The 21,377-nt window shown below is 39.5% G+C and carries 19 protein-coding genes and 1 pseudogene; 15 read left to right on the top strand and 5 right to left on the bottom strand.

Annotation, left to right across the window (positions count from 1 at the left end; all coding sequences use genetic code 11):
- The first annotated feature begins 1 nt into the window (after window position 1).
- Both GQR39_RS05640 and GQR39_RS05635 read left to right on the top strand, forming a co-directional pair.
- Complete coding sequence (locus tag GQR39_RS05640) at window positions 2-1,183, top strand: tyrosine-type recombinase/integrase (protein WP_165735016.1); 1,182 nt, start codon at window positions 2-4, stop codon at window positions 1,181-1,183.
- A 211-nt stretch (window positions 1,184-1,394) separates the two neighbouring features.
- Window positions 1,395-2,420, top strand: coding sequence for an energy transducer TonB (locus GQR39_RS05635; protein WP_165727436.1), 1,026 nt, complete (start codon window positions 1,395-1,397; stop codon window positions 2,418-2,420).
- Between the two features lie 108 nt (window positions 2,421-2,528).
- Here GQR39_RS05635 and GQR39_RS05630 read toward each other — a convergent pair whose 3' ends face one another.
- Window positions 2,529-2,945, bottom strand: a complete 417-nt coding sequence (locus GQR39_RS05630) for an MgtC/SapB family protein (RefSeq protein ID WP_024590122.1) — start codon at window positions 2,943-2,945, stop codon at window positions 2,529-2,531.
- A gap of 213 nt (window positions 2,946-3,158) precedes the next feature.
- Between GQR39_RS05630 and GQR39_RS05625 the strand changes: the two genes are divergently transcribed.
- Complete coding sequence (locus GQR39_RS05625; protein ID WP_346774490.1) at window positions 3,159-4,676, top strand: BCCT family transporter; 1,518 nt, start codon at window positions 3,159-3,161, stop codon at window positions 4,674-4,676.
- Window positions 4,677-4,747: 71 nt separating this feature from the next.
- On the top strand, window positions 4,748-5,086 hold the full coding sequence (locus tag GQR39_RS05620) for a hypothetical protein (RefSeq protein ID WP_010554463.1): 339 nt from the start codon (window positions 4,748-4,750) through the stop codon (window positions 5,084-5,086).
- Here the strand turns inward: GQR39_RS05620 and fghA are convergent.
- Window positions 5,040-5,882 carry an S-formylglutathione hydrolase gene (fghA, locus tag GQR39_RS05615; protein ID WP_121954832.1) on the bottom strand — a complete coding sequence of 281 codons (843 nt, stop codon included), beginning with the start codon at window positions 5,880-5,882 and terminating at the stop codon, window positions 5,040-5,042. The two genes, GQR39_RS05620 and fghA, sit on opposite strands and share 47 nt — an antisense overlap.
- A gap of 72 nt (window positions 5,883-5,954) precedes the next feature.
- The gene (locus GQR39_RS05610) at window positions 5,955-7,076 is read right to left on the bottom strand and encodes an S-(hydroxymethyl)glutathione dehydrogenase/class III alcohol dehydrogenase (RefSeq protein ID WP_007375333.1); all 1,122 of its coding nucleotides are present in this window, start codon (window positions 7,074-7,076) and stop codon (window positions 5,955-5,957) included.
- Window positions 7,077-7,210: 134 nt separating this feature from the next.
- On the opposite strand from GQR39_RS05610, the gene GQR39_RS05605 reads away from it, so the two are divergent.
- The 7 genes and pseudogenes from GQR39_RS05605 (at window position 7,211) to hflX (ending at window position 15,237) form a co-directional block, all read left to right on the top strand.
- Window positions 7,211-8,083 (top strand): LysR family transcriptional regulator, encoded by an 873-nt coding sequence (locus GQR39_RS05605; protein WP_206007772.1) that lies wholly within the window; start codon window positions 7,211-7,213, stop codon window positions 8,081-8,083.
- 147 nt (window positions 8,084-8,230) lie between these two features.
- Window positions 8,231-9,448, top strand: a complete 1,218-nt coding sequence (locus GQR39_RS05600; protein WP_165735014.1) for a lipoprotein-releasing ABC transporter permease subunit — start codon at window positions 8,231-8,233, stop codon at window positions 9,446-9,448.
- Complete coding sequence (gene lolD, locus GQR39_RS05595; RefSeq protein WP_007375330.1) at window positions 9,441-10,139, top strand: lipoprotein-releasing ABC transporter ATP-binding protein LolD; 699 nt, start codon at window positions 9,441-9,443, stop codon at window positions 10,137-10,139. The genes GQR39_RS05600 and lolD overlap by 8 nt, the downstream gene beginning before the upstream one ends.
- Window positions 10,129-11,373, top strand: a complete 1,245-nt coding sequence (locus GQR39_RS05590; protein WP_165735013.1) for a lipoprotein-releasing ABC transporter permease subunit — start codon at window positions 10,129-10,131, stop codon at window positions 11,371-11,373. Before lolD ends, GQR39_RS05590 begins: the two co-directional genes overlap by 11 nt.
- A gap of 117 nt (window positions 11,374-11,490) precedes the next feature.
- Window positions 11,491-11,964 (top strand): DUF1456 family protein, encoded by a 474-nt coding sequence (locus tag GQR39_RS05585; protein ID WP_002960721.1) that lies wholly within the window; start codon window positions 11,491-11,493, stop codon window positions 11,962-11,964.
- 373 nt (window positions 11,965-12,337) lie between these two features.
- A pseudogene (gene gdhA / locus GQR39_RS05580) lies at window positions 12,338-13,689 on the top strand (NADP-specific glutamate dehydrogenase).
- Between the two features lie 198 nt (window positions 13,690-13,887).
- Window positions 13,888-15,237, top strand: coding sequence for a GTPase HflX (gene hflX, locus GQR39_RS05575; RefSeq protein ID WP_024592374.1), 1,350 nt, complete (start codon window positions 13,888-13,890; stop codon window positions 15,235-15,237).
- A 100-nt stretch (window positions 15,238-15,337) separates the two neighbouring features.
- Here hflX and GQR39_RS05570 read toward each other — a convergent pair whose 3' ends face one another.
- Both GQR39_RS05570 and GQR39_RS05565 read right to left on the bottom strand, forming a co-directional pair.
- The gene (locus GQR39_RS05570) at window positions 15,338-17,071 is read right to left on the bottom strand and encodes an AMP-binding protein (RefSeq protein ID WP_165735012.1); all 1,734 of its coding nucleotides are present in this window, start codon (window positions 17,069-17,071) and stop codon (window positions 15,338-15,340) included.
- A 185-nt stretch (window positions 17,072-17,256) separates the two neighbouring features.
- On the bottom strand, window positions 17,257-17,703 hold the full coding sequence (locus GQR39_RS05565; protein ID WP_007582681.1) for a DUF3010 family protein: 447 nt from the start codon (window positions 17,701-17,703) through the stop codon (window positions 17,257-17,259).
- A 355-nt stretch (window positions 17,704-18,058) separates the two neighbouring features.
- Here GQR39_RS05565 and thrS point away from each other — a divergent pair, with 355 nt between their 5' ends.
- From thrS to rplT, 4 genes are all read left to right on the top strand, one after another.
- Window positions 18,059-19,969, top strand: a complete 1,911-nt coding sequence (gene thrS / locus GQR39_RS05560) for a threonine--tRNA ligase (RefSeq protein WP_007582683.1) — start codon at window positions 18,059-18,061, stop codon at window positions 19,967-19,969.
- A 59-nt stretch (window positions 19,970-20,028) separates the two neighbouring features.
- Window positions 20,029-20,589, top strand: a complete 561-nt coding sequence (gene infC / locus GQR39_RS05555; protein ID WP_002960714.1) for a translation initiation factor IF-3 — start codon at window positions 20,029-20,031, stop codon at window positions 20,587-20,589.
- 212 nt (window positions 20,590-20,801) lie between these two features.
- Complete coding sequence (gene rpmI / locus GQR39_RS05550) at window positions 20,802-21,002, top strand: 50S ribosomal protein L35 (protein WP_002960713.1); 201 nt, start codon at window positions 20,802-20,804, stop codon at window positions 21,000-21,002.
- Window positions 21,003-21,017: 15 nt separating this feature from the next.
- Window positions 21,018-21,377, top strand: a complete 360-nt coding sequence (gene rplT / locus GQR39_RS05545; protein ID WP_002960711.1) for a 50S ribosomal protein L20 — start codon at window positions 21,018-21,020, stop codon at window positions 21,375-21,377.

Here is a 21,377-nt window from a genome sequence, read left to right as displayed (position 1 = left end):
TATGAGTGATTTAGATTTACCCAAGGGTGTAACAGTGCATAGAGACAAACTACGCATTGCTTTTCGCCCACCAAATGAAAAGAACCAGTGGCGACGAACGCTAGGAATACCACCGACTAAGGCAAATATCAAGGCTGCCGAACAAATGCTAAACGCTATAAGGCGTGACATTACGCTTGGTCAATTTGATTTATCTCGGTACTTTCCAAATGATCCAAGTTTGAAAAAGGACGAGCGCCGGTTGGAGTTTATTATTCGTGAGCATTTCATTGAGGCCAAACGTGGCAAGGTCAAAGGCTCTACTCATAATACGTACAGCATTAGGGCCGAGTGGGTAATTGAGCATTTCGGGCATATAGACGCGGCAAATATTACACCCACAGAGGCTATGCGTTTGCGCGACGATATAATTAAAATGTCGCCCTCAACAGAGTTCGCATCGTTCCGCTTGTGGCTTGTTCGATTTGCCATTACACGAGCAGTTAGGTCATTAGTTATCGAATCCGATAACTTTGGCCGTATGCTGGACGGCGTGGAGTCAAAGTCCAAGGCCTTAACAATGGAGGGACTTCACAAGAGCATAGACTCGACTGAGGTCTTTACAATTGATGAAGCCGAACGGATAGCGAAGGCCTTCAACAGCGAAAGTCGTAAGCGATTAGTCACATTTATGTTCTGGTCAGGATTAAGACCAGGCGAAGCATCAGCACTAAGGAGGGAGGACGTATGTCTACCGTATATCACTGTGAAACGCACTTTAACCCAAACAGGGGCAGAGCAATCACCGAAGAGTGGCCGAGCAAGGAAAATCTACCTTCCATCTTCCGCGAGATTGGCCTTAGAACTAGAATTGCAGACGCACGATTCCGAGAGAGCATGGGTGACGAGCAGGGGAGTCCCTTACACAACGTCGAGACTGTTCACGCAGAAACATTGGAAGCAGACACTTGATAAGGCTGGCTTAGCCTACTTGAGACCATATGCAACTCGACATAGCTTCGCCAGTTGGATGCTAAAAGCTGGTGAACCTGAGTCGACAGTAGCCGCCCATTTAGGGCATATTGACACCGCAATGATTCGTAAAGTGTATGGCAAATTCATCCCCGATGCTGAACCAGTTTGGGCGCTGGATGACCCCACTAAAAAAGAAGTCTTTAGAAAATCAATGATTTCAAGCACTTAAGGTCATTGCTCCTATAAAGATATGTTTTAAGCACACATACTTGTTAGCAAGGCGCTTTTTAAGCGCCTTTTTTAATGCCTCAAATATATTTATCTATTAAGTTTTTTCTAAGTGAAGCTCATTAAATGAACTAATTTTTTGTATTTACACTTGCTTTTATCTTGAACGTTTGTTTCTATTATATAAACACTATCTAGGATGGATAAAACTGATGAAAAAACTCATATTAGCGCTTTCTTTAACTTGTACTTTTACTCAACTCTCTGTTTTTGCAGATGACTTTGTTCCTGCAGAAGTGATTAATAAAAACTACGATCAGCTCACTAATACTTCTTCGCGCGCTTCGAGGTTAGAGGGGATTAATTTGAGCAGTTACGTGGTTGATAAAAGCGGGCAGGTTAGTGATATAGAAATTGTAGCTACGGTTGGGCAAAAAAAGTACCAAAGAGAAGTAATGGATTACGTGTCTAAGCTCAACTACAAAAGTGCAAAATTAAATGGTGAGACTATCCCTGTAGCAAAAACCATTACTGTAAGTTCGCAAAATTTACATATTAATTTTTCAAACGATAAAGCGTCTCGCGGCTTTTTTAATGATTATGAGCAAGCTAGTAAATTAATCGACGAAAAGAAATACGATGAAGCTAAAAGCCGTATCGATGAATTAGAAAATGAACATACAAAAAATACGGTTGAGATTGTTTTGCTTGCATGGCTTAAAAGCCAGCACAGTTATTTTGTGCAAGACTGGAAGAGCTTTGATCAGCATATCTACGAAGCGTTTTTATTTAGAGCTAATCTACCGGATCAAATTCAAAAACGTGTGATTAAAAACGCTTTACAGTGGTTTATATCAAAACAAGATTATGTACGTGCTTATGATGCAATAGATGCACTAGGCAATATTGAATCCATAACCTTTACAGAGCAAAACAAGGAACAGTTGTTAACTCAAGTGAACGATATTTATAAAAACTCGGGAGATATTAAGCAACAATTTAGTTTAGCTTCAGAACAAGCTGTAATGCCTATGATGTCGAAGTCTGAAGTTAAATTAGAATCAGAATTACCACTGAGCAAAGTGCAACTTAGATGCGAAAACAAAGTCGTTGACTATGACACTAATACAATTGATAAAATTGTTATTTCGAAAAATGATTTGCGTTGTGGATTATTAATAAAAAGCGCTCAAGCACAAACAATTACACTTAAGCAAAGCGGTGAAAGCTTTTTATAAAAATTGTAACTCCCCACATATAAATTATGGGGAGTTATTGCATTAATAAGTTTTGGCTATTCAAATAATGCATTGGAATTTTGCTGCAATACTTATTAAAAAAAACTGTTACTTAAACTTTTTTACATACCTAAGCGTTATAAAGTTAATAATGGCAAGTAAAATTGCTATTTCGTAGCGGCTGTAGGCTACAGCTATACCAATTAAACCCATATTCCAAATACTTGCTGCGGTTGCTGTGCCGGAGGTTGATTTGTTATTTTTCAAAATTGCGCCACCGCCAATAAAACCAATACCAGTAATGATGCCTTGCAACATTTTTGATTGAGCTTCTGCGCCATCTAAAACCGACATAGCAATTAATGCATACCCACACGATGCAACAGCAACAAGAGGAAAGGTACGAAGGCCTGCGCCATCATTACTACGCTCTCTGTCGTATGCCATGGGTAGTGCAAGTAGGTATGCAATACCTAAGTGTATTAAGTTATCGATGATTTCATTCCACTGTAAATCAATTTCCATTATTGAGCCTGTGCTGGTTAACTTTGTTAATAATAAGCAAACAGCAAGCCATGGTATAAATGACTATTAATCAATTAGTTATTGTTAAGACCTGTATTTAACAAGAATTATTGAGGAAACTTTTACATGTTTTTATTACTATTTTACGCAATAGTTAATTTGATCTGAGTTTTAAAGCCCCGTATTCTTTTATCCAGACTAAAAGACACCTATGTGAATCTCTTGCCTTTAAATAAAACATTAAGCACGCCCACTAAGCTTGAAAAAACAGCCTTACTATTTTGCGTTGGGTTATCTGTTATTGCTTTTTTATTTCCTGAATTACTCACAGAGCACTTACAACCCGCTATTAATAAAATTTTAGGTTATTTAGGGTCGCCATTTTTTATATTGGTAAACTTGTTACTTTTTTCCGTGATAGCTATTGCTATAAGCCCATTAGGGCAACGAAAAATAGGAGGAGCGCAAGCACTTGTTGAGTTTAGTACCTTTGGTTGGCTTTCTATGTTGTTTGCAGCAGGAATGGGCTCAGGACTTATATTTTGGGGAGTAGCAGAGCCTGCACTACACACGGTTAATTCGCCTTTAAAGCAAAGCTTGTATCCCAACCACCAAACAAGTGGTTTGGCACTTACACTAGTTAATTGGGGCGCGCATGCATGGGCGCTCTATGCAGTATTTGGCTTGGTATTAGGTGGGCTTACTCGCAATAGTGGTACAGCGGGCGATATTAGTGCTCCTGTGATCAGTGCAACTAAAGGCGTTATTAATCGGGCTTGGCAGTTACAGTTGAGCTTTAGCATTAAATTAATTGCCATACTTGCAATATTTTTTGGTGTCGTGGGCACAATTGCTAATTCAACTTTATTACTGCGTAAAGGGCTCGAGCTTGAGCTAGGGGTTGAGTCTGCTTTATTTTCGGGGTTTATTATTATTTTTTTAATTGCGCTGCTTTATACTATTTCTGCAAAGTTGGGGCTTAAAAAAGGAATTCAAACTCTTAGTAAATTTAATGTGTTTTTAGCATTTGCACTTATAGCATGGCTATTAATTTTTGTGCCTATACAGCCAATTATAGATATAGCAATAGGCGGTACATGGGATTACATTCAGCTCATAACCACAGGTACATGGCAGTTTGAAAGCGTACTTAATGACCCAGCATGGGCAACAGGTTGGACATACAATTACTATTTTTGGTGGTTAGCTTGGGGTCCGTTTGTTGGTGTGTTTTTGGCAAAAATTAGCCAAGGACGGCCGGTTTGGCAATACATATTAGGTGTCGTATTTGTACCAACCTTTGTGACTATTATATGGTTTAGTGTGTTTTCGGGCTCTGCAATTGCGTGGGATCAAACTCACAATGCAGGCATTTTAGAGGCTATTAAAGCCGATTATACGCAAGGGCTGTTTGTATTTTTCGAGCAATTAGGCTGGCAAGCCGGTCTATTAATTTGGTCAAGTTTATTGCTTCTACTCATTTTTGTAGCCACATCAGCAGACTCTGCTGTTTTGGTTATTCGCCAATTAAGTGGTGCAAGTGAAGCTCAAACATGGAGCTTGTATGCTTGGTCGTTTGCACTAGGTTTATGCGCTTTTGTTTTGTTAGTACAAAACAATGAACCATTAAACAGAAGCGTTGCTATTATTGGAGCGCTTCCTTTTTTAATTATATTTATATTGCAATTAATTGGTTTTATTAAAGAGTTCATACGTGAATTTAAGCACTAAGGCTTACATTTTTTTACAATGCTATTTTTAAATTGTATATAATTTAGGTAATTATATTGGTGGGGTTAATAATGCGTACTTTATTGATTATTCTATTTTCAAATGTATTAATTGGTTGCGCTGCTGCGGGTATAATTTTAGATGGGGCAGCGCGCTCTCAACCTGGCCCAGTAAATGCGGGGCCTGTTGTAAAAGATAAAGAGGGGTTTAGCTTTACTAAACTCGGTGTTGAAGCCGATATGGCTATAGTTGAATTTATTAAAGGTAAGGGCAATAACAATACGGTACAAGTATGCAGGCAAGTGAGTAAAGTATTGAAAGAGTGTGTAGAGTTAGAAAAGTCATCCCTACACACTAATGAGCCTATGCAGTTAAAAACTGATGATGAAATAATAAGTGTTGGTCAATAAAGCTGCTTATAAAAAAGTAGCTATGATCGTAGCCTGCTTGCATTTCAAGTGTAAGCGGGTAGCCTTTTTTATCAGCAATAGCGACTAAGTTTTCTGGCTTAAGTTGCTCTTGTAAAAAGCCATCAGCATCACCTTGACTCACTAACATGGGTAAGTAATGAGCTTGCTCTGCGTTTTTCATCAACTCGCAGCTATCATATTGTGCCCAAAGCGCCTTATCATTTCCTAAATAGCCAGTAAATGCTTTTACACCCCAAGGGCATTCAATCGGATTTACAATAGGGCTAAAAGCCGAGGCACTTACAAACGCAGTCGGGTTTTTAAGTGCAACCATTAATGCACCGTGCCCGCCCATAGAGTGACCACTAATTGCTTTTGTGCTTGTAATCGGAAAATGTTGTTCAATAAGTGCTGGTAATTCACTAACAACATAATCGTACATATTAAAATGAGTGTTGTAAGGAGCTTGCGTGGCATTTACGTAAAAGCCTGCGCCTTGTGCAAAGTCGTAACTGTCTTCATTGGGTACGTTTTCGCCGCGCGGGCTAGTGTCAGGCGCTACAATAGCAATACCCAGCTCAGCTGCTTTTTTAAATGCGCCGGCTTTTTGCATAAAATTTTCGTCTGTACAGGTTAAACCTGATAGCCAATAAAGTACCGGTACTTTGTTTGTCTCACTTGCGCCAGGTGGTAAAAATACGGCAAAGCGCATAGTGCTATGTGTACTTTGCGAGCTGTGAGTATATTGTTTATGCCAACCGCCAGACACTTTTACACTTGAGATATTTTCTAACATACTTAATCCTTAAAAGCCGTAAACTTAAAAGTATTACGGCTTATTAATAAGCTATTTTACGAATGCAGTTTATTAGTAATGAATGACTGTACGAATACTTTTGCCTTCGTGCATTAAGTCAAACGCTTCATTAATATCTTCAAGGCCCATTGTATGAGTAATAAAGTCGCTAAGAGCAAATTCACCTGCCATGTAACGCTCAACAATTTCAGGAAGTTGTGAACGGCCCTTAACACCACCAAATGCGCTACCACGCCATACACGCCCAGTTACCAGTTGAAACGGACGGGTTGATATTTCTTGGCCAGCACCCGCCACACCAATAATTACCGATTCTCCCCAACCTTTATGGCAACACTCAAGTGCTGAGCGCATTACGTCAACATTACCGATACATTCAAACGAATAGTCAACGCCGCCGTCTGTCATTTCAACAATAACCTCTTGAATTGGCTTGTCGAAATCTTTTGGGTTAATTAAATCAGTTGCACCTAGTTTTGTAGCTAAATCGAATTTAGTGGTGTTTATATCAACACCAATAATACGACCAGCACCGGCCATTTTTGCGCCAATAATCGCAGACAAACCAATACCGCCTAAGCCGAATATAGCAACAGTGTCGCCAGGCTTTACTTTAGCCGTGTTGGTAACTGCGCCCATGCCTGTTGTTACACCACAGCCTAGTAAGCAAATCTCTTCTAGTGATGCTTCTTTATTTACTTTAGCGAGTGAGATTTCTGGCAATACAGTGTACTCAGAGAACGTTGATGTACCCATGTAGTGATAAATTGGTTGGCCGTCTTTAAAAAATCGTGTAGTGCCGTCTGGCATTAGGCCTTTACCTTGTGTTTCGCGCACGGCTGAGCACAGATTAGTTTTACCTGAAGTACACATTTTACATACGCCACATTCTGCAGTGTATAAAGGAATAACATGATCCCCAACTTCAACACTCGTTACGCCTTCGCCAACAGCATAGACAACACCAGCGCCTTCGTGACCTAAAATAGCAGGAAATATGCCTTCAGGATCTTGGCCTGATAATGTAAATGCATCGGTATGACACACACCTGTAGCGGTAATTTTTACCATTACTTCGCCTTTTTTAGGCATCATCACATCAACTTCTTCAACACTAAGTGGTTGATTAGGACCCCAAGCAATGGCAGCTTTTGATTTAATAAATTCAGACATGTGTTTTATTTCCTTTAACTGGCTATTAAAAAATAATTGTAGACCCAATTTGCTTGGGTGATGTGCTTATTGTATTTGTTTCTCAAATAATGATAATCTCAATTTTATTAAAACACTTTTACAGTATGGTAATAATGGCGCGTTGGAATGGAATAGATGAGTTTATAGCTGTAGGGGAGGAGGGCAGCTTTACTGCGGCTGCAAAAACGCTTGGGCTTTCGGTTGCGCATATTAGCCGCCATGTAACAGCGCTTGAGCAACGTTTAAATACACAACTATTAACTCGTACAACCCGTAAAGTGGTTTTAACCAAAGAAGGCGAAGTGTACTTACATCAAATAAAGCACTTACAACATGCTATGGATGAAGCAACTCAAGGTCTTGCTCAACAACAAAGTACACCTAAAGGTAAAATAAAGCTCACAGCACCAGTTATGTACGGAGAGAGCTTTATTATGCCCATAGTGCATAACTTTATGAAGGATCATTCTGAGGTCGAAGTTGTTGCCACATTAAGTAATGAGCAAGAAAACTTATTAGAGGGCGGATTTGATTTAGCAATAAGGCTTGGGCACTTAAAAGATTCGAGCTTAAAAGCGCGTAGATTAAGTGCGCGGCGTTTTATTATGTGCGCGGCGCCACAGTATTTAACGCGATTTGGTGAGCCGCATACTTTAGGCGAGCTAAACAGCCATGAATGTTTAATTGGTAATAGCAGCTACTGGCGCGTAAACGAAAATGGGCGCGATAAACACATTAAAATAGCGGGGCGGTTACAGTGTAATAGTGGTTGGGCGCTGGTGGATGGCGCAAAAAAGGGGCTCGGTATTGTACAGCTCCCAGACTACTACATTGAAAACGAAATTAACTCAGGGCAATTGGTGCCTATTTTAACACCCTATCAACCACAGCAAGAAGGGGTATGGGGCGTATATCCACCAAGGCAGTTTGTGGCCACTAATGTACGGGTATTGCTCGATTATTTAGTTAAAGGGCTGAAAACTTAACCGCGAATTAATGGTTAAACACGTATTGCTGTAAATATAGCCAAGTATCAGATTTTTAAATTATTTCTTACATTTTACGCCATACCCAAAGGCACTTTTTTCGTGCTACTATTGCTCAATACTTTTACGATAAGTGTTAAAAATAATATGTTTCAACCGGTTAGCTTATTTATAGGGCTTAGATATAGTCGCTCCTCTAAAGGAAATGCGTTTATATCGTTTATTTCGTTTTTTTCTATTGCCGGTATCGCTATTGGTTTAATGGCATTATTTACGGTAAGCAGTGTAATGAACGGGTTTGAAAATAGCCTAAAAACCAATATGCTTGGACTTATTCCGCATGTTGAAGTTAGCGCAGGTAAAAACACTGCCACCCAAATGAACACCCTAAAAACCGACCTCGAACAATCTCCTTATGTTGATCATGTAAGCTTATATCGCCACGGTGAAGCTATTTTGCAAACGAATAAAGACTTGCACGGCGTTTTATTACAAGGCCTTTATAACGATAGTGGTTCTTTGTATAGAATTACCGATAAAATAGTGCAAGGCGATTGGAAAACTGTATTAAACAAAAATTACAACATTGCTATAAGCCGTTATTTGAGTCGTAAATTAGGCGTTAGCGTGGGTGATAAGCTTCGCGTTATTATGCCTAATGCTTCAACGTATACACCACTTGGGCGAGTACCCAGCCAGCGTTTATTTAAAGTTGCCGCAATATACGAAACCGGATCTGAGATAGATATGGCGCTTGCGTTTACGAGTGGCGCTTCACTACAACGGGTGTTAAAGCTGGATAAAAACACTGCCCCAAATTTAAGTGTTTTATTGCACGAACCTTTCGAACTAGATGAGTTTATTGAAGCAAGCCAGCGTATTTTACAAGATCATAATTATAGTGATTGGCGCAGTACCCAAGGTACTCTATTTGCAGCCGTTGCTATGGAAAAGCGCATTATGTCTATGTTGCTTGCCCTCATTGTATTGGTGGCTGTATTTAATATTGTATCGGCATTAACCATGATGGTAAGCGAAAAACAAGGTGAAGTAGCCATACTACAAACGTTAGGTTTAACACCTTCGCAAGTGCAAAAAGTGTTTATGGTGCAAGGCCTATATAACGGCGTAATTGGTACCGCAATAGGCGCATTTTTAGGTGTAATATTTAGTTTATATATAAATGAGCTACTTGCATTAGTGGGCTTAAACTTACTGGCGGGTATAGAGCTTCCGGTAAAATTTGATATTTTGAGTTTAGTAATAATAGCGTTTGCCAGTATTGCTATGAGCTTTTTAGCTACCTTATATCCTGCGCGTAAAGCCGCAAAAGTAAAACCAGCAGAGGTATTACGTTATGAATGATTTAGTAATTAGTTGTGAAAATTTAAGTAAGGTTTATCAAGATGGCAGCAACCAAGTTGAAGTATTAAAAGGCGTCGATTTAGCGCTTCAGCAAGGTGAAATGCTCGCTATTGTGGGGAGTTCTGGCTCTGGTAAAAGTACGCTTTTACACATACTTGGCACATTAGATACCGCAAGCTCAGGTAGCGCTAAAATTAAAAACCAAGAAGTTGCAAAACTTTCGCGAACAGAGCAAGCCGCATTTAGAAACCAAAATTTGGGCTTTATCTATCAATTTCATCACTTATTAATGGAGTTTAGCGCAGTTGAAAACGTGGCTATGCCATTATTAATTAAAGGCTTGAGTGCAAAAGAAGCCAAAGCTCAAGCGCTCGATATGCTCGAAAAAGTCGGCCTTGCACATCGCAGCTCGCATAAACCGTCTGCGCTTTCTGGTGGAGAGCGCCAGCGCGTGGCCATTGCCCGCGCACTGGTTACTAAACCTGCGCTTGTGCTTGCTGATGAACCAACCGGTAATTTAGATAAACAAAATGCGATTAAAATTTACGATTTAATTAATGAGCTTAACCAAAGCTTAAACACGAGTTTTGTGGTAGTTACACACGATTTAGAACTTGCCGATAAGCTAGGCAAAATAGCTTATTTAGACGATGGAAAATTAGCTATTAAAGAGTCGCAGCATGTTGCTTAGTGCATTTTTAAGTAAACGTTTTAGAGCCTATTCAGGCCACAAAGATGAAAAAAACGGCTTTGTTAGTTTTATCGCTAAAGCGTCGACTATTGGTATTTTATTAGGTGTCGCGGTTTTAATTGTGGCGCTGTCGGTAATTAATGGTTTTGAGCAACAACTAGTACATAGATTGCTAAGCGTTGTGCCGCAGGTTGAATATGTAGCACCAAGTAGACCCATCGCGAATTGGTCGCAAAAAGTTGAGGATTTACAAACACAACCGCATGTAACAGGGGCTGCGCCATTTATTGCAGTGAATGGGATGGCGCAATATAAAAGCCAGCTAAAAGCGATAGAAATTCGAGGTGTTGAGCCATCGCTCGAGAGTAATGTATCGGCAGTAAATCAGTTTACCAGTGGTAAATTAGTGAGTCAGTTAGGCCTTGATGATGTAATTTTAGGTAAGCAAATAGTAAAACAGTTAGATGCAAAAGTAGGCGACAACATTACGTTACTTATTCCGCAAATAGGCCAAAAAGGTCAGTCATTATTAGCGCCTAAACGCGTAACACTTAACCTTGCAGGTGTTATAGAAATGGGCGGCCCCATTGATAGTACCGCTGCGTTTATACATCTTAATAAAGCTCAGCAAACATTGGGTTACGATGAAACTCAAGTAACAGGGCTGCGGTTAAGTGTTGATGATGTGTTTACGGCGCACCAAATAGCGCTAAAAGTGGGCCAAACTATTGACGACTACGTGTATGTTTCCAGTTGGTTTAGAACCCAAGGCAGCCTTTATCAAGATATTCAAATGGTACGTACCATTGTTTATATTGTGGTGTTTTTAATTATAGCGGTAGCCAGTTTTAATATTGTGTCCTCCTTGGTAATGGAAGTACGCGAAAAACAAGGCAATATCGCAATTTTAAAAACCATGGGCGCGAAAGACAGTACTATTTTAGCCACCTTTGTAATGCAAGGCTTAATGCAAGCATTTGTAGGCGTGGCACTAGGAACACTAATTGGTGTGGTATTAGCGCTTAATATAAGTGAACTTTTTACGTGGATAAGCCAATTATTTGGAGCTAATCCACTTGAGGGCGTTTATTTTATAGAGTTTTTACCAAGTAAATTAGTACTTGAAGACATTGGTATTACAGTGATTGTTACGTTTGTGCTTGCGATACTTGCCACTATTTATCCTGCATGGCAAGCAACGCGCGTAGATCCTGCCAAGGTGCTTGGTAACTAGGTATAAGAAGCTCAGATAAAAATTAATAGGGTGGTATTAGTAAACCTGTTAAACTAGGTGCTTATTTAAAATTAAGCAATAACTGCTTGGTTGCTATACCTCACTTTGGGATTTACTTTGACTAATAACGATATTTTACGCCGCATTCGCTACACTTTTAACTTAACTGATACTGCTATGGTCAATGTTTTTGCATCAGCAGAGCATACGGTCACCAAAGAGCAAGTAATTGCATGGTTAACTAAAGAAGGTGAAGAGGCTTTTACCCCAATAAGTGATACTGAGTTTGCTAGCTTTTTAAATGGGTTTATTAATACCCAACGTGGCAAACGCGAAGGTGAGCAACCAGAGCCTGAGAAAAAGCTAAACAACAATATTATCTTTATGAAGCTACGTATTGCTTTAAACATGAAAGCAGAAGATGTTATAGCAACACTTGCACTTGTTGATTTTGATTTAAGTAAACATGAGTTAAGCGCATTTTCTCGAAAAGTAGATAACAAACATTATCGTGTTTGTAACGATCAAATATTACGCCTGTTTTTAACCGGCGTACAAAAGCAGCACCGTCCAGAAGAGTCTGCTGAGTAACTGGTTTTAGCTAATTAGCTTTTAGTTAATGGGTTTTTTGCGAGCGCAATGCAGTATAAAGCCCATTAATTGTTATATTTTTTAAAAAATCCACACCTAACCTAATACTTCTAAAACTCCTTTTTGAAAATATAAAAATTCGCTTGGCACTGTTCTAATTTTAAATCTGTGAATTTAAATTCATCTTTAATAAATAAAAATCAAACTTCTAATCAAAAATAATTCACGTAGCTCGCGTTAAATATCTTAATTTTTCATGCTAAGGTAATAGTTAATTATATTAAATTAAGACCTTAAAGCATGAATCATAAACTTGATCACGTTTACTTTAACATCTGATAAATACTTTTATTATTAACACGGAAGAATAATTATGAATTATATCCATAGCACAATCGCACAATTAAAAAATAGTAGTCCTGCACAATGCGAGTTTTATCAAGCTGTTGAAGAAGTACTTGAATCACTCGAACCTATCTTAGAAAACTCAGAAAAATACAAAAAAAATGCCATTATACAACGCTTAGTTGAACCCGAACGTCAAATTATGTTTAGAGTTCCCTGGGTTGATGACGAAGGCAATATTCAGGTAAATAAAGGCTACAGAATTGAGTTTAACTCTGCACTTGGCCCCTATAAAGGTGGCTTACGTTTTCACCCAAGTGTAAATGCCAGCATAATTAAATTTTTAGGGTTTGAGCAAATATTTAAAAATGCTTTAACAGGTTTACCAATCGGTGGTGGTAAAGGCGGGGCAAACTTTGATCCAAAAGGGCGCTCAGATGCTGAAATAATGCGTTTTTGCCAATCATTTATGAGCGAGCTCTATCGCCATATTGGCCCTACAACCGACGTACCCGCTGGAGACATTGGAGTCGGGGCGAGAGAAATAGGTTACTTGTTTGGTCAATATAAGCGTTTGACTGGGCGCTATGAAGGTGTTTTAACAGGTAAAAGCTTATTGTGGGGTGGATCGCTTGTACGAAAAGAAGCCACTGGATACGGCGCTGTTTATTTTGCTGACTACATGCTGCAAGCGCGCGGCGATAGCCTACAAGGTAAGCGCTGCTTGGTCTCGGGCGCAGGTAATGTTGCTATTTATGCTATGGAAAAGCTTTATCAAATGGGGGCAACACCAGTAAGTTGCACGACTCTCGTGGCACTGTGTATCATGAGTCGGGTATAGATTTAAATCTTATTAAATGTTTGAAAGAGCAATCGCGTGATTGCTTGAGCGTATATAAAAAAACTCACCCCGATGCTATTTATATTTCTGCAATTGACTACCCTAAAGATGGGCACGCTGTTTGGCGCTTTAATGCTGCCGCTGCTTTTCCGTGCGCCACACAAAATGAATTAACACAGGCAGACGCTAACGCATTATTATCCGGCGGTTGTTTATTAGTAAGTGAAGGCGCAAACATGCCTTCAACAAAAGAGGCTATTGATTGCTTTATTGCTGCAAAAATTGCGTATGGGCCAGGTAAGGCCGCCAATGCTGGCGGCGTTGCAACAAGCCAATTAGAAATGGCGCAAAATGCGAGCATGCAAAGTTGGACCTTTGAAGAAGTTGATGAAAAGCTAAAACAAATTATGAAAAATATATTTGTTACCGCTAACGACACCGCTACAGAATTTGGTGAGCCTGGAAACCTTTTATTAGGCGCTAACATTGCAGGCTTTAGGCGCGTTGCAGATGCAATGATTGAGCAGGGTGTCGTTTAATATTAAAGCTGAACAATAAGGCTTTAATATAATGTGATTTTAAAACTAGCCATAAAATTGAGTATATTATGGTTAGTTTTAAATATTAACGCCATTAGTGAACTATAACCCTATAAAGCTGGGCTATAACAGCGTAGGATCAAGTTACTTTCGAATGAAAATTAGGTTTGCACTTTAGGTGCATTAAGACAAAAAATTATGCAACTAACTGCAAAACCATCACTTCCTAATGCGTTACTTATTTCTATTAGTACACCACAATTTAAAGGTGACGAAGCAACAGAGTCGCTTGCAGAGCTTGCTCGTTTGGTAACTACGTTAGGCTTTAAAGTAGTAGGTACACAATCGCAAAAGCAAAGTTCTACCCAAAAAGTTAATGTACTGGGCTCAGGAAAACTAGCTGAAATAGCACACCTTACCGGCAATAAAGGGATGGTTGAAAACGAGCAAGAAGATGATTTACTTGATGAAGACCCTTTAACAGAAATATCCTCAGAAATTCCATCAGACGAACTTGATTTTGCATGTGCTGATGTAGTGGTATTTGACTGTGATTTAACGCCTTCTCAACTACGTAATGTTGAGAACCAGCTGGGTGTGGAAGTATTTGATCGCACCGGTATTATCATTGAAATATTTAGCCGTCATGCGCGTACTAAAACTGCAAAATTACAAGTTGAAATTGCTCGCCTTAATTATGTCGCGCCACGACTGCGTGAAACATCAACAGGTGATAAAGAACGCCAAATGGGTAAAGGTGCGGGTGAAACCACACTTGAGCTTAATCGCCGTAAGGTGCGCGATCAGTTAGCAGAATTAAAGCGCGAACTTGTTAGTGTTCAAGATGTAATGATGGACAGACGTACGCAGCGCTCTGAGCTATTCTCAGTGGCTTTAATTGGTTATACCAATGCGGGCAAGTCATCAATGATGCGCGCAATTACAGGTAGTGATGTAGAAGGCGAAAACAAACTTTTTGCAACGCTAGATACCACTGTTCGTGCGCTGTATCCGATTACGCAGCCTCGTATATTGGTTTCAGATACGGTTGGTTTTATTAAAAAATTACCTCATGATTTGGTTGCTTCATTTCATTCAACGCTCGCTGAGGCACATGATGCATCGTTATTGTTGTATGTTGTAGATGCTTCAGATCCTTCTTTTCGTTCACAACTTGAAGTAGTACATAAAGTACTGGCAGAAGTTGGGGTGGAAGGCAGCAAAAAATTATTAGTACTGAATAAGTCAGACCAATTAAGTACTGAGCAGCAGCAGTCGCTAATGGATGAGTTTCCTGATGCGATGATGACCTCTACGCGTAATCCAGATGATATTAGTAAATTGCACAAATATATTATTGGCATTGCTCAAGAGGACATGATTGAAGAAGAGATTGTTATACCGTACACAGCCAAAGGTATCGTGGGCGAAATCCGATCGAGTATGAGTGTTGTTAAAGAAGAATATGAATACAGCCATATTAAATTAACAGTGCGCTCGAGTGCGATTGATTTAGAACGTTTAAAAAAGAGAATGTTAGATTTATAATAAATTTAGTATACAAAAAGCACAGCCAATTGGCTGTGCTTTTTAATCGTTACTTGAGGTAGATTTATTATTCAGAGTTCAGATTTTTTGTAGAGAAAAATTAGGAGAAAGCTTTGTCGCTTAGCTCTTCTTGCATTTGCTCACGCATTTTAAATTTTTGCAGTTTACCTGTTACTGTCATTGGATAGTTTTCTACAAAACGGATATGTCGTGGCATTTTAAAATAGGCTAGTTTGTCTTTTAAAAACTCACGAATTGCTTGCTCATCAAGCACAGCGTCTTCTTTTGGTTGGATCCAAGCGCACACTTCCTCGCCATACCTTTCATCTGTTATACCAAATATGGCAGCATCTTGAATGCCCGGGTAGGTGTAAAGCACTTCTTCTATTTCGCGCGGGTAAATGTTTTCGCCGCCACGAATAATCATATCTTTAATACGGCCAACAATAGTGACAAACCCTTCTGTATCCATGACACCTAAATCGCCAGAGTGTAGCCAACCACTTTCATCTATTGTGGCTTTTGTTTTAGCATCGTCTTTCCAATAGCAGCGCATTATACCTGCACCTTTACTACACACTTCGCCAGGTTGACCAATTTGTTGAATGTTACCCAACTCGTCAATAATTTTAACCTCGGTATGGGCAAGTGCGCGGCCAACCGTCGTTACTTGCCGCTCTATTGAAGAGTCTGTTTCGGTAATGTTGTTTATGGGGCTGCACTCCGTTTGCCCGTAAGCAATCAGTACTTGATGCATGTTCATTTGTGTTTGTACTTTGCGCATTACTTGCTCTGGGCATGTAGAGCCTGCCATTACACCCGTGCGTAAAGTACTTAAGTCATAATCGTTAAAATTACTTAGCTCAAGCTCACTAATAAACATAGTAGGTACACCGTGCAGCGCTGTACATCCTTCTTGTTGAACTACATCTAGTGTGGTTTTTGCATCGAATGAATCGCCTGGGTAAATGGCTGCTGCACCTTTACTAACACACAACAAGCTACCCAATACCATTGCAAAGCAATGATATAACGGGATGGGGATACATAACTTGTCATCGCTCGTAAAGTGCATAGATTCGGCGACGAATAGCGCATTATTTAAAATGTTTTTATGAGTGAGCGTTGCGCCTTTTGGGTTGCCTGTTGTGCCTGATGTAAATTGTATATTGATGTCTTGCTCAGCATTTAAGTTTGCACCTATTGCTTTTAATTCAAGCTCATGTGCTGGTGTTGGCAAGTTAATAACATCATTAAAAGAGTACATACCAGGAGATGCTTCATCGCCAATGCGGATTATATTTTTAAGAGTGGGCAGTGCTTTTAAATTAAGTGTGTCTTTATCGCAAGTTGCAAGTTCTGGAGCCAAACCATTGAGCATTTCTAAATAATCACTGCCTTTAAAGTTTGATGCTGTGATTAGAGTAGAGCATTCAACACTATTTAAGGCATATTGTAATTCGTTAGGGCGATACGCCGGGTTGATGCAAACCATTATTGCGCCAATTTTGGCTGTTGCAAATTGGGTTAAGCACCACTCAATATTATTAGGAGACCAAATACCAACACGCTCGCCTGGTTTCACGCCAAGTGCCAGCAACCCCATAGCAAGTTGATTAACTTCTTTTTGAAATTCTTTATACGTTAAGCGAATACCCTGGTGATGAACTACAACAGCTAACGCCCCTGGATTTTTGTCGACAATAAAGTCAAAGTACTCCCCGATAGTCGAATTTGTTAAAGGTGTGCTTTGTATACCTTTAAAGTAGCTTTGCGATAACGGTAAGTGATTTATTTGTTCTACTTCTTTTACCGCAATAGTGTGTGTGTGCATTGCTCTCTCCATGAAAATGTGTGTGAGTTATGTAAACTACAAAGTTAAAATAAACACATATTGTCGACAAAGAGAAGTGCAGTTAGACTAATGTATTATTAGATTAATAAAAGCTAATACTACTTTTTAGACACAAAAAAACGCGTCTTACAATGTAAGTACGCGTTTTTAAACGAGTAATGAGTTTACATTTCGTCGCTGCGGTATGTTTTTTTCATTATGTAAACGTAAGCGTTTACAAATGCATTTTCTTGGTACTTTTTAAGACCTGTTTCTTCAAAATCAATAGGAATAGGATTACGCTTTACCTGTTCTTTAATTTCAGTTGTGGTAAATAAACGTACGTCTAAATTGTCGATTAATTGAATCGCAGTTTCCATTTTGAATCCCTTTGCGCTGCCAGCAAATTTACCTTTAGGCTGACGCTCACGGATTGCAACAGAATCAATTTGGTAATCTTGCATTAGTTTTGCAAAATCGAATTGAAATTTACGCATTACTTCAGTGTCGTTACCGTTACCTAAGGTAAAGCGTGTTTGGCGCACATCGCGAATATCAAATACGTCATTATCTTTACTTAAAATACAAAGTAGTACATCACTACCGGTAATTTCTACACCACATGTTCTCATGTCTATTCTCTAAAATAACTTAATTACGCAGTATTATACGCAACACACATTAAAATGCGAGTGTAGGTATAGTTGTAGGTGCGTAATTAGTGCGTTGATGCTTTTATATTTTAATGAAATGATTTTTTTTGCTCTAAAAGTTACATTTTGTGCTCAAAACGGGTGGATTTCACCCCTTAAAACTTGTAATTAAATGCGCAGCACGCGACAATATATCTTTGTAGTTGAATAGACTCTGCATCTACATTTATTAGTCAATGCTTATTCGTAAAAGCGTTGTCGAGTCATTCTCATTTAATTTATTAAAAATACACGTGATACATTGTAGGTGTCACCACTGTAGCAAGGATTTATAATGCCAGTTATTACTCTTCCAGACGGAAGTCAACGTAGTTTTGAAAACCCTGTAAGCACGCTTGATGTTGCAAACGATATTGGCCCTGGTTTAGCTAAAGCGACCATTGCGGGTCGTGTTAATGGCGACCGTGTTGATGCATGTGATTTAATTAGTGAAGACTCTCGTCTTGAGATCATTACCGCTAAAGACGATGACGGCCTTGAAATCATTCGTCACTCTTGTGCTCACTTAATTGGTCATGCAGTTAAGCAACTTTTCCCAGACGCAAAAATGGCAATAGGTCCTACCATTGATAACGGTTTTTACTACGATATCGATATGGAACATTCATTATCACAAGATGATCTTGAAGCAATTGAAAAGCGTATGTTGCAACTTGCAAAAACCAACTACGACGTAGTGAAAAAAACAGTAAGCTGGCAAGAAGCACGCGATACATTTGAAGCGCGTGGCGAAACATACAAAATAGAAATTCTGGACGAAAACATCGCTAAAGATGACCGCCCAGGGTTATATCATCACGAAGAATATGTAGACATGTGTCGTGGACCTCACGTTCCTAACATGAAATTTTGCCAAAACTTCAAAATAATGAAAGTTGCGGGTGCATATTGGCGTGGTGATTCAGAAAACAAAATGCTACAACGCATTTACGGCACAGCGTGGGGCGATAAAAAGCAACTTAAAGCGTATTTAAAACGCCTTGAAGAAGCTGAAAAACGCGATCACCGCCGTATTGGTAAAGCGCTTGATTTATGGCATTGGCAAGAAGAAGCGCCAGGCATGGTATTTTGGCACAACGATGGTTGGAGCATTTACCGCGAGCTTGAAGAATTTGTACGTGAAAAGTTACGCGAATATGAGTACGAAGAAGTAAAAGGTCCAATGATGATGGACCGTTCACTTTGGGAAAAATCAGGTCACTGGGAAAAATACTCAGAAGCAATGTTTACCACTGAGTCTGAAAAGCGTGAATACGCGATTAAACCAATGAACTGCCCAGGACACGTGCAGATCTTTAACCAGGGTTTAAAATCGTACCGTGATTTACCACTTCGTATGGCTGAATTTGGTTGTTGTCATCGTAATGAACCATCAGGTGCACTACACGGTTTAATGCGTGTACGTGGCTTTACACAAGATGATGCTCACATTTTCTGTACCGAAGAGCAGATAATGGACGAAGTTTCAGCGTGTATTAAGATGGTTTATGATACATATGAAACATTCGGATTTGAGAAGATTGTAGTTAAGCTATCTACTCGCCCAGAACAACGCATTGGTGAAGACCATATGTGGGATAAAGCAGAGCTTGCTTTAGCCGAAGCACTTAAGCTAAACGATATTGAATTTGATTATCTTCCGGGTGAAGGCGCGTTTTATGGTCCGAAGATTGAATTTACTTTATACGATTGTTTAGACAGAGCGTGGCAGTGTGGTACAGTGCAATTAGACTTTGCATTACCGGGTCGTTTAGGCGCTACTTATGTAGCAGAAAATAACGAACGTCGTACACCTGTAATGATACATCGTGCTATTTTAGGTTCTATTGAACGCTTTATTGGCATTTTAACTGAAGAGTACGCTGGTTTATTCCCGACGTGGCTTGCGCCAAAGCAAGTGGTAATTATGAATATTACCGATAAACAGGCTCCTTATGTTAAAGAAGTTGTACAAAAATTAAATAAACTTGGAATTAGAGCCGCTGCTGACTTGAGAAATGAGAAGATTGGCTTTAAAATCCGTGAGCATACACTGAAGCGTATTCCATACTTGCTTGTTGTTGGTGATAAAGAAGTTGAACAACAAGAAGTAGCAGTGCGTACTCGCACAGGTGAAGACCTAGGCAAATTTAATGTCGATGATTTTGTAGCTAAAATTAGCGAAGAAATTAAAAATCGACAGTAAAAATCGAGCGTGTAAGGCATTAACAAACAGCCAATTACACGCTTATATTATTGATATTCTTGGAGGAACGTACTATTAGAGGCGGCAAGAAAGGGCAACAAACAGCTCAAAAAAATCGTATTAACGAAGAAATTACAGCGCAAGAAGTTCGTTTAATTGACATTGAAGGCGAACAAGCTGGAATTCAGTCATTACAAGACGCGCAAACTATGGCCGATGCAGCGGGTGTTGATCTTGTTGAGATCAGTCCAAACGCTGAGCCGCCTGTTTGTAGAATCATGGATTACGGTAAGTTCATCTTTGAAAAAAGCAAAGAACTAAAAGAGCAGAAGAAGAAGCAAAAGCAAATCCAGATAAAAGAAATCAAATTCCGTCCTGGTACGGATGAAGGTGATTATCAGGTTAAGCTTCGCAACTTACGTAAGTTCTTAGAAGCTGGCGATAAAGCTAAGATTACTATCCGCTTCCGTGGTCGTGAAATGGCTCACCAAGAAATTGGTATAGAATTATTAAACCGTATCAAAGCCGATTTAGAAGAACTTGCAGTAGTTGAGTCTTTCCCAAATCGTGTTGAAGGTCGCCAAATGGTTATGATGATGGCGCCTGTTGCTAAAAAATAATTTTTAAGCGATAATACGCACCGAAATTAGCTCAGGTCTGCAAGTAATATGCGAATATTCACCTGAGTTAACCGGTATTAAAGTAAGATTGCGGCATTTATGCTGGGTCTTCACCGGAACATGGCAGTAAGTTAGGCCTAAAAGTGGAGCTATAGAAATATATCTCACGCCTGCTTACTAATTTAAAAGCAATACAATTTGGAGTTATTGCAATGGCTTATAAGCTAAAAAGTCACAGTGGCGCTGCTAAGCGTTTCAAAAAGACTGCTTCTGGCGGTTTCAAGCGTAAACAAGCGCATCTTCGTCATATTCTGACTAAGAAAACTTCTAAGCGTAAGTTACACCTACGTCCTAAGATGATGGTTCATAAAAATGACCATGGTCTAGTTTCACGTATGTTACCGTTCGCTTAATAGGGGTTTTTAGAAATGGCAAGAGTTAAACGCGGCGTTGTCGCACGTGCACGTCACAAAAAAGTTTTAAAACAAGCAAAAGGTTACTACGGAGCACGTTCACGTGTTTACCGCGTAGCTTTCCAGGCTGTTACTAAAGCGGGTCAATACGCTTACCGTGACCGTCGTGCGAAGAAACGTACTTTCCGTCAATTATGGATTGCACGTATCAATGCTGCTTCACGTCAAAATGGTCTGTCTTACAGCCGTTTTATCAATGGTCTTAAAAAGACATCTGTAGAAATCGATCGTAAGATCCTTGCAGATATCGCTGTTTATGACCAAGTTGCATTCGCAGCGCTTGTAGAAAAAGCAAAAGAAGGCCTAGCCGCTTAA

The sequence above is a fragment of the Pseudoalteromonas sp. C8 genome, from assembly GCF_011378685.1.
GTDB classification, from domain to species: Bacteria; Pseudomonadota; Gammaproteobacteria; order Enterobacterales; family Alteromonadaceae; genus Pseudoalteromonas; species Pseudoalteromonas arctica.
This window is presented reverse-complemented; position numbering and strand designations above follow the sequence as displayed.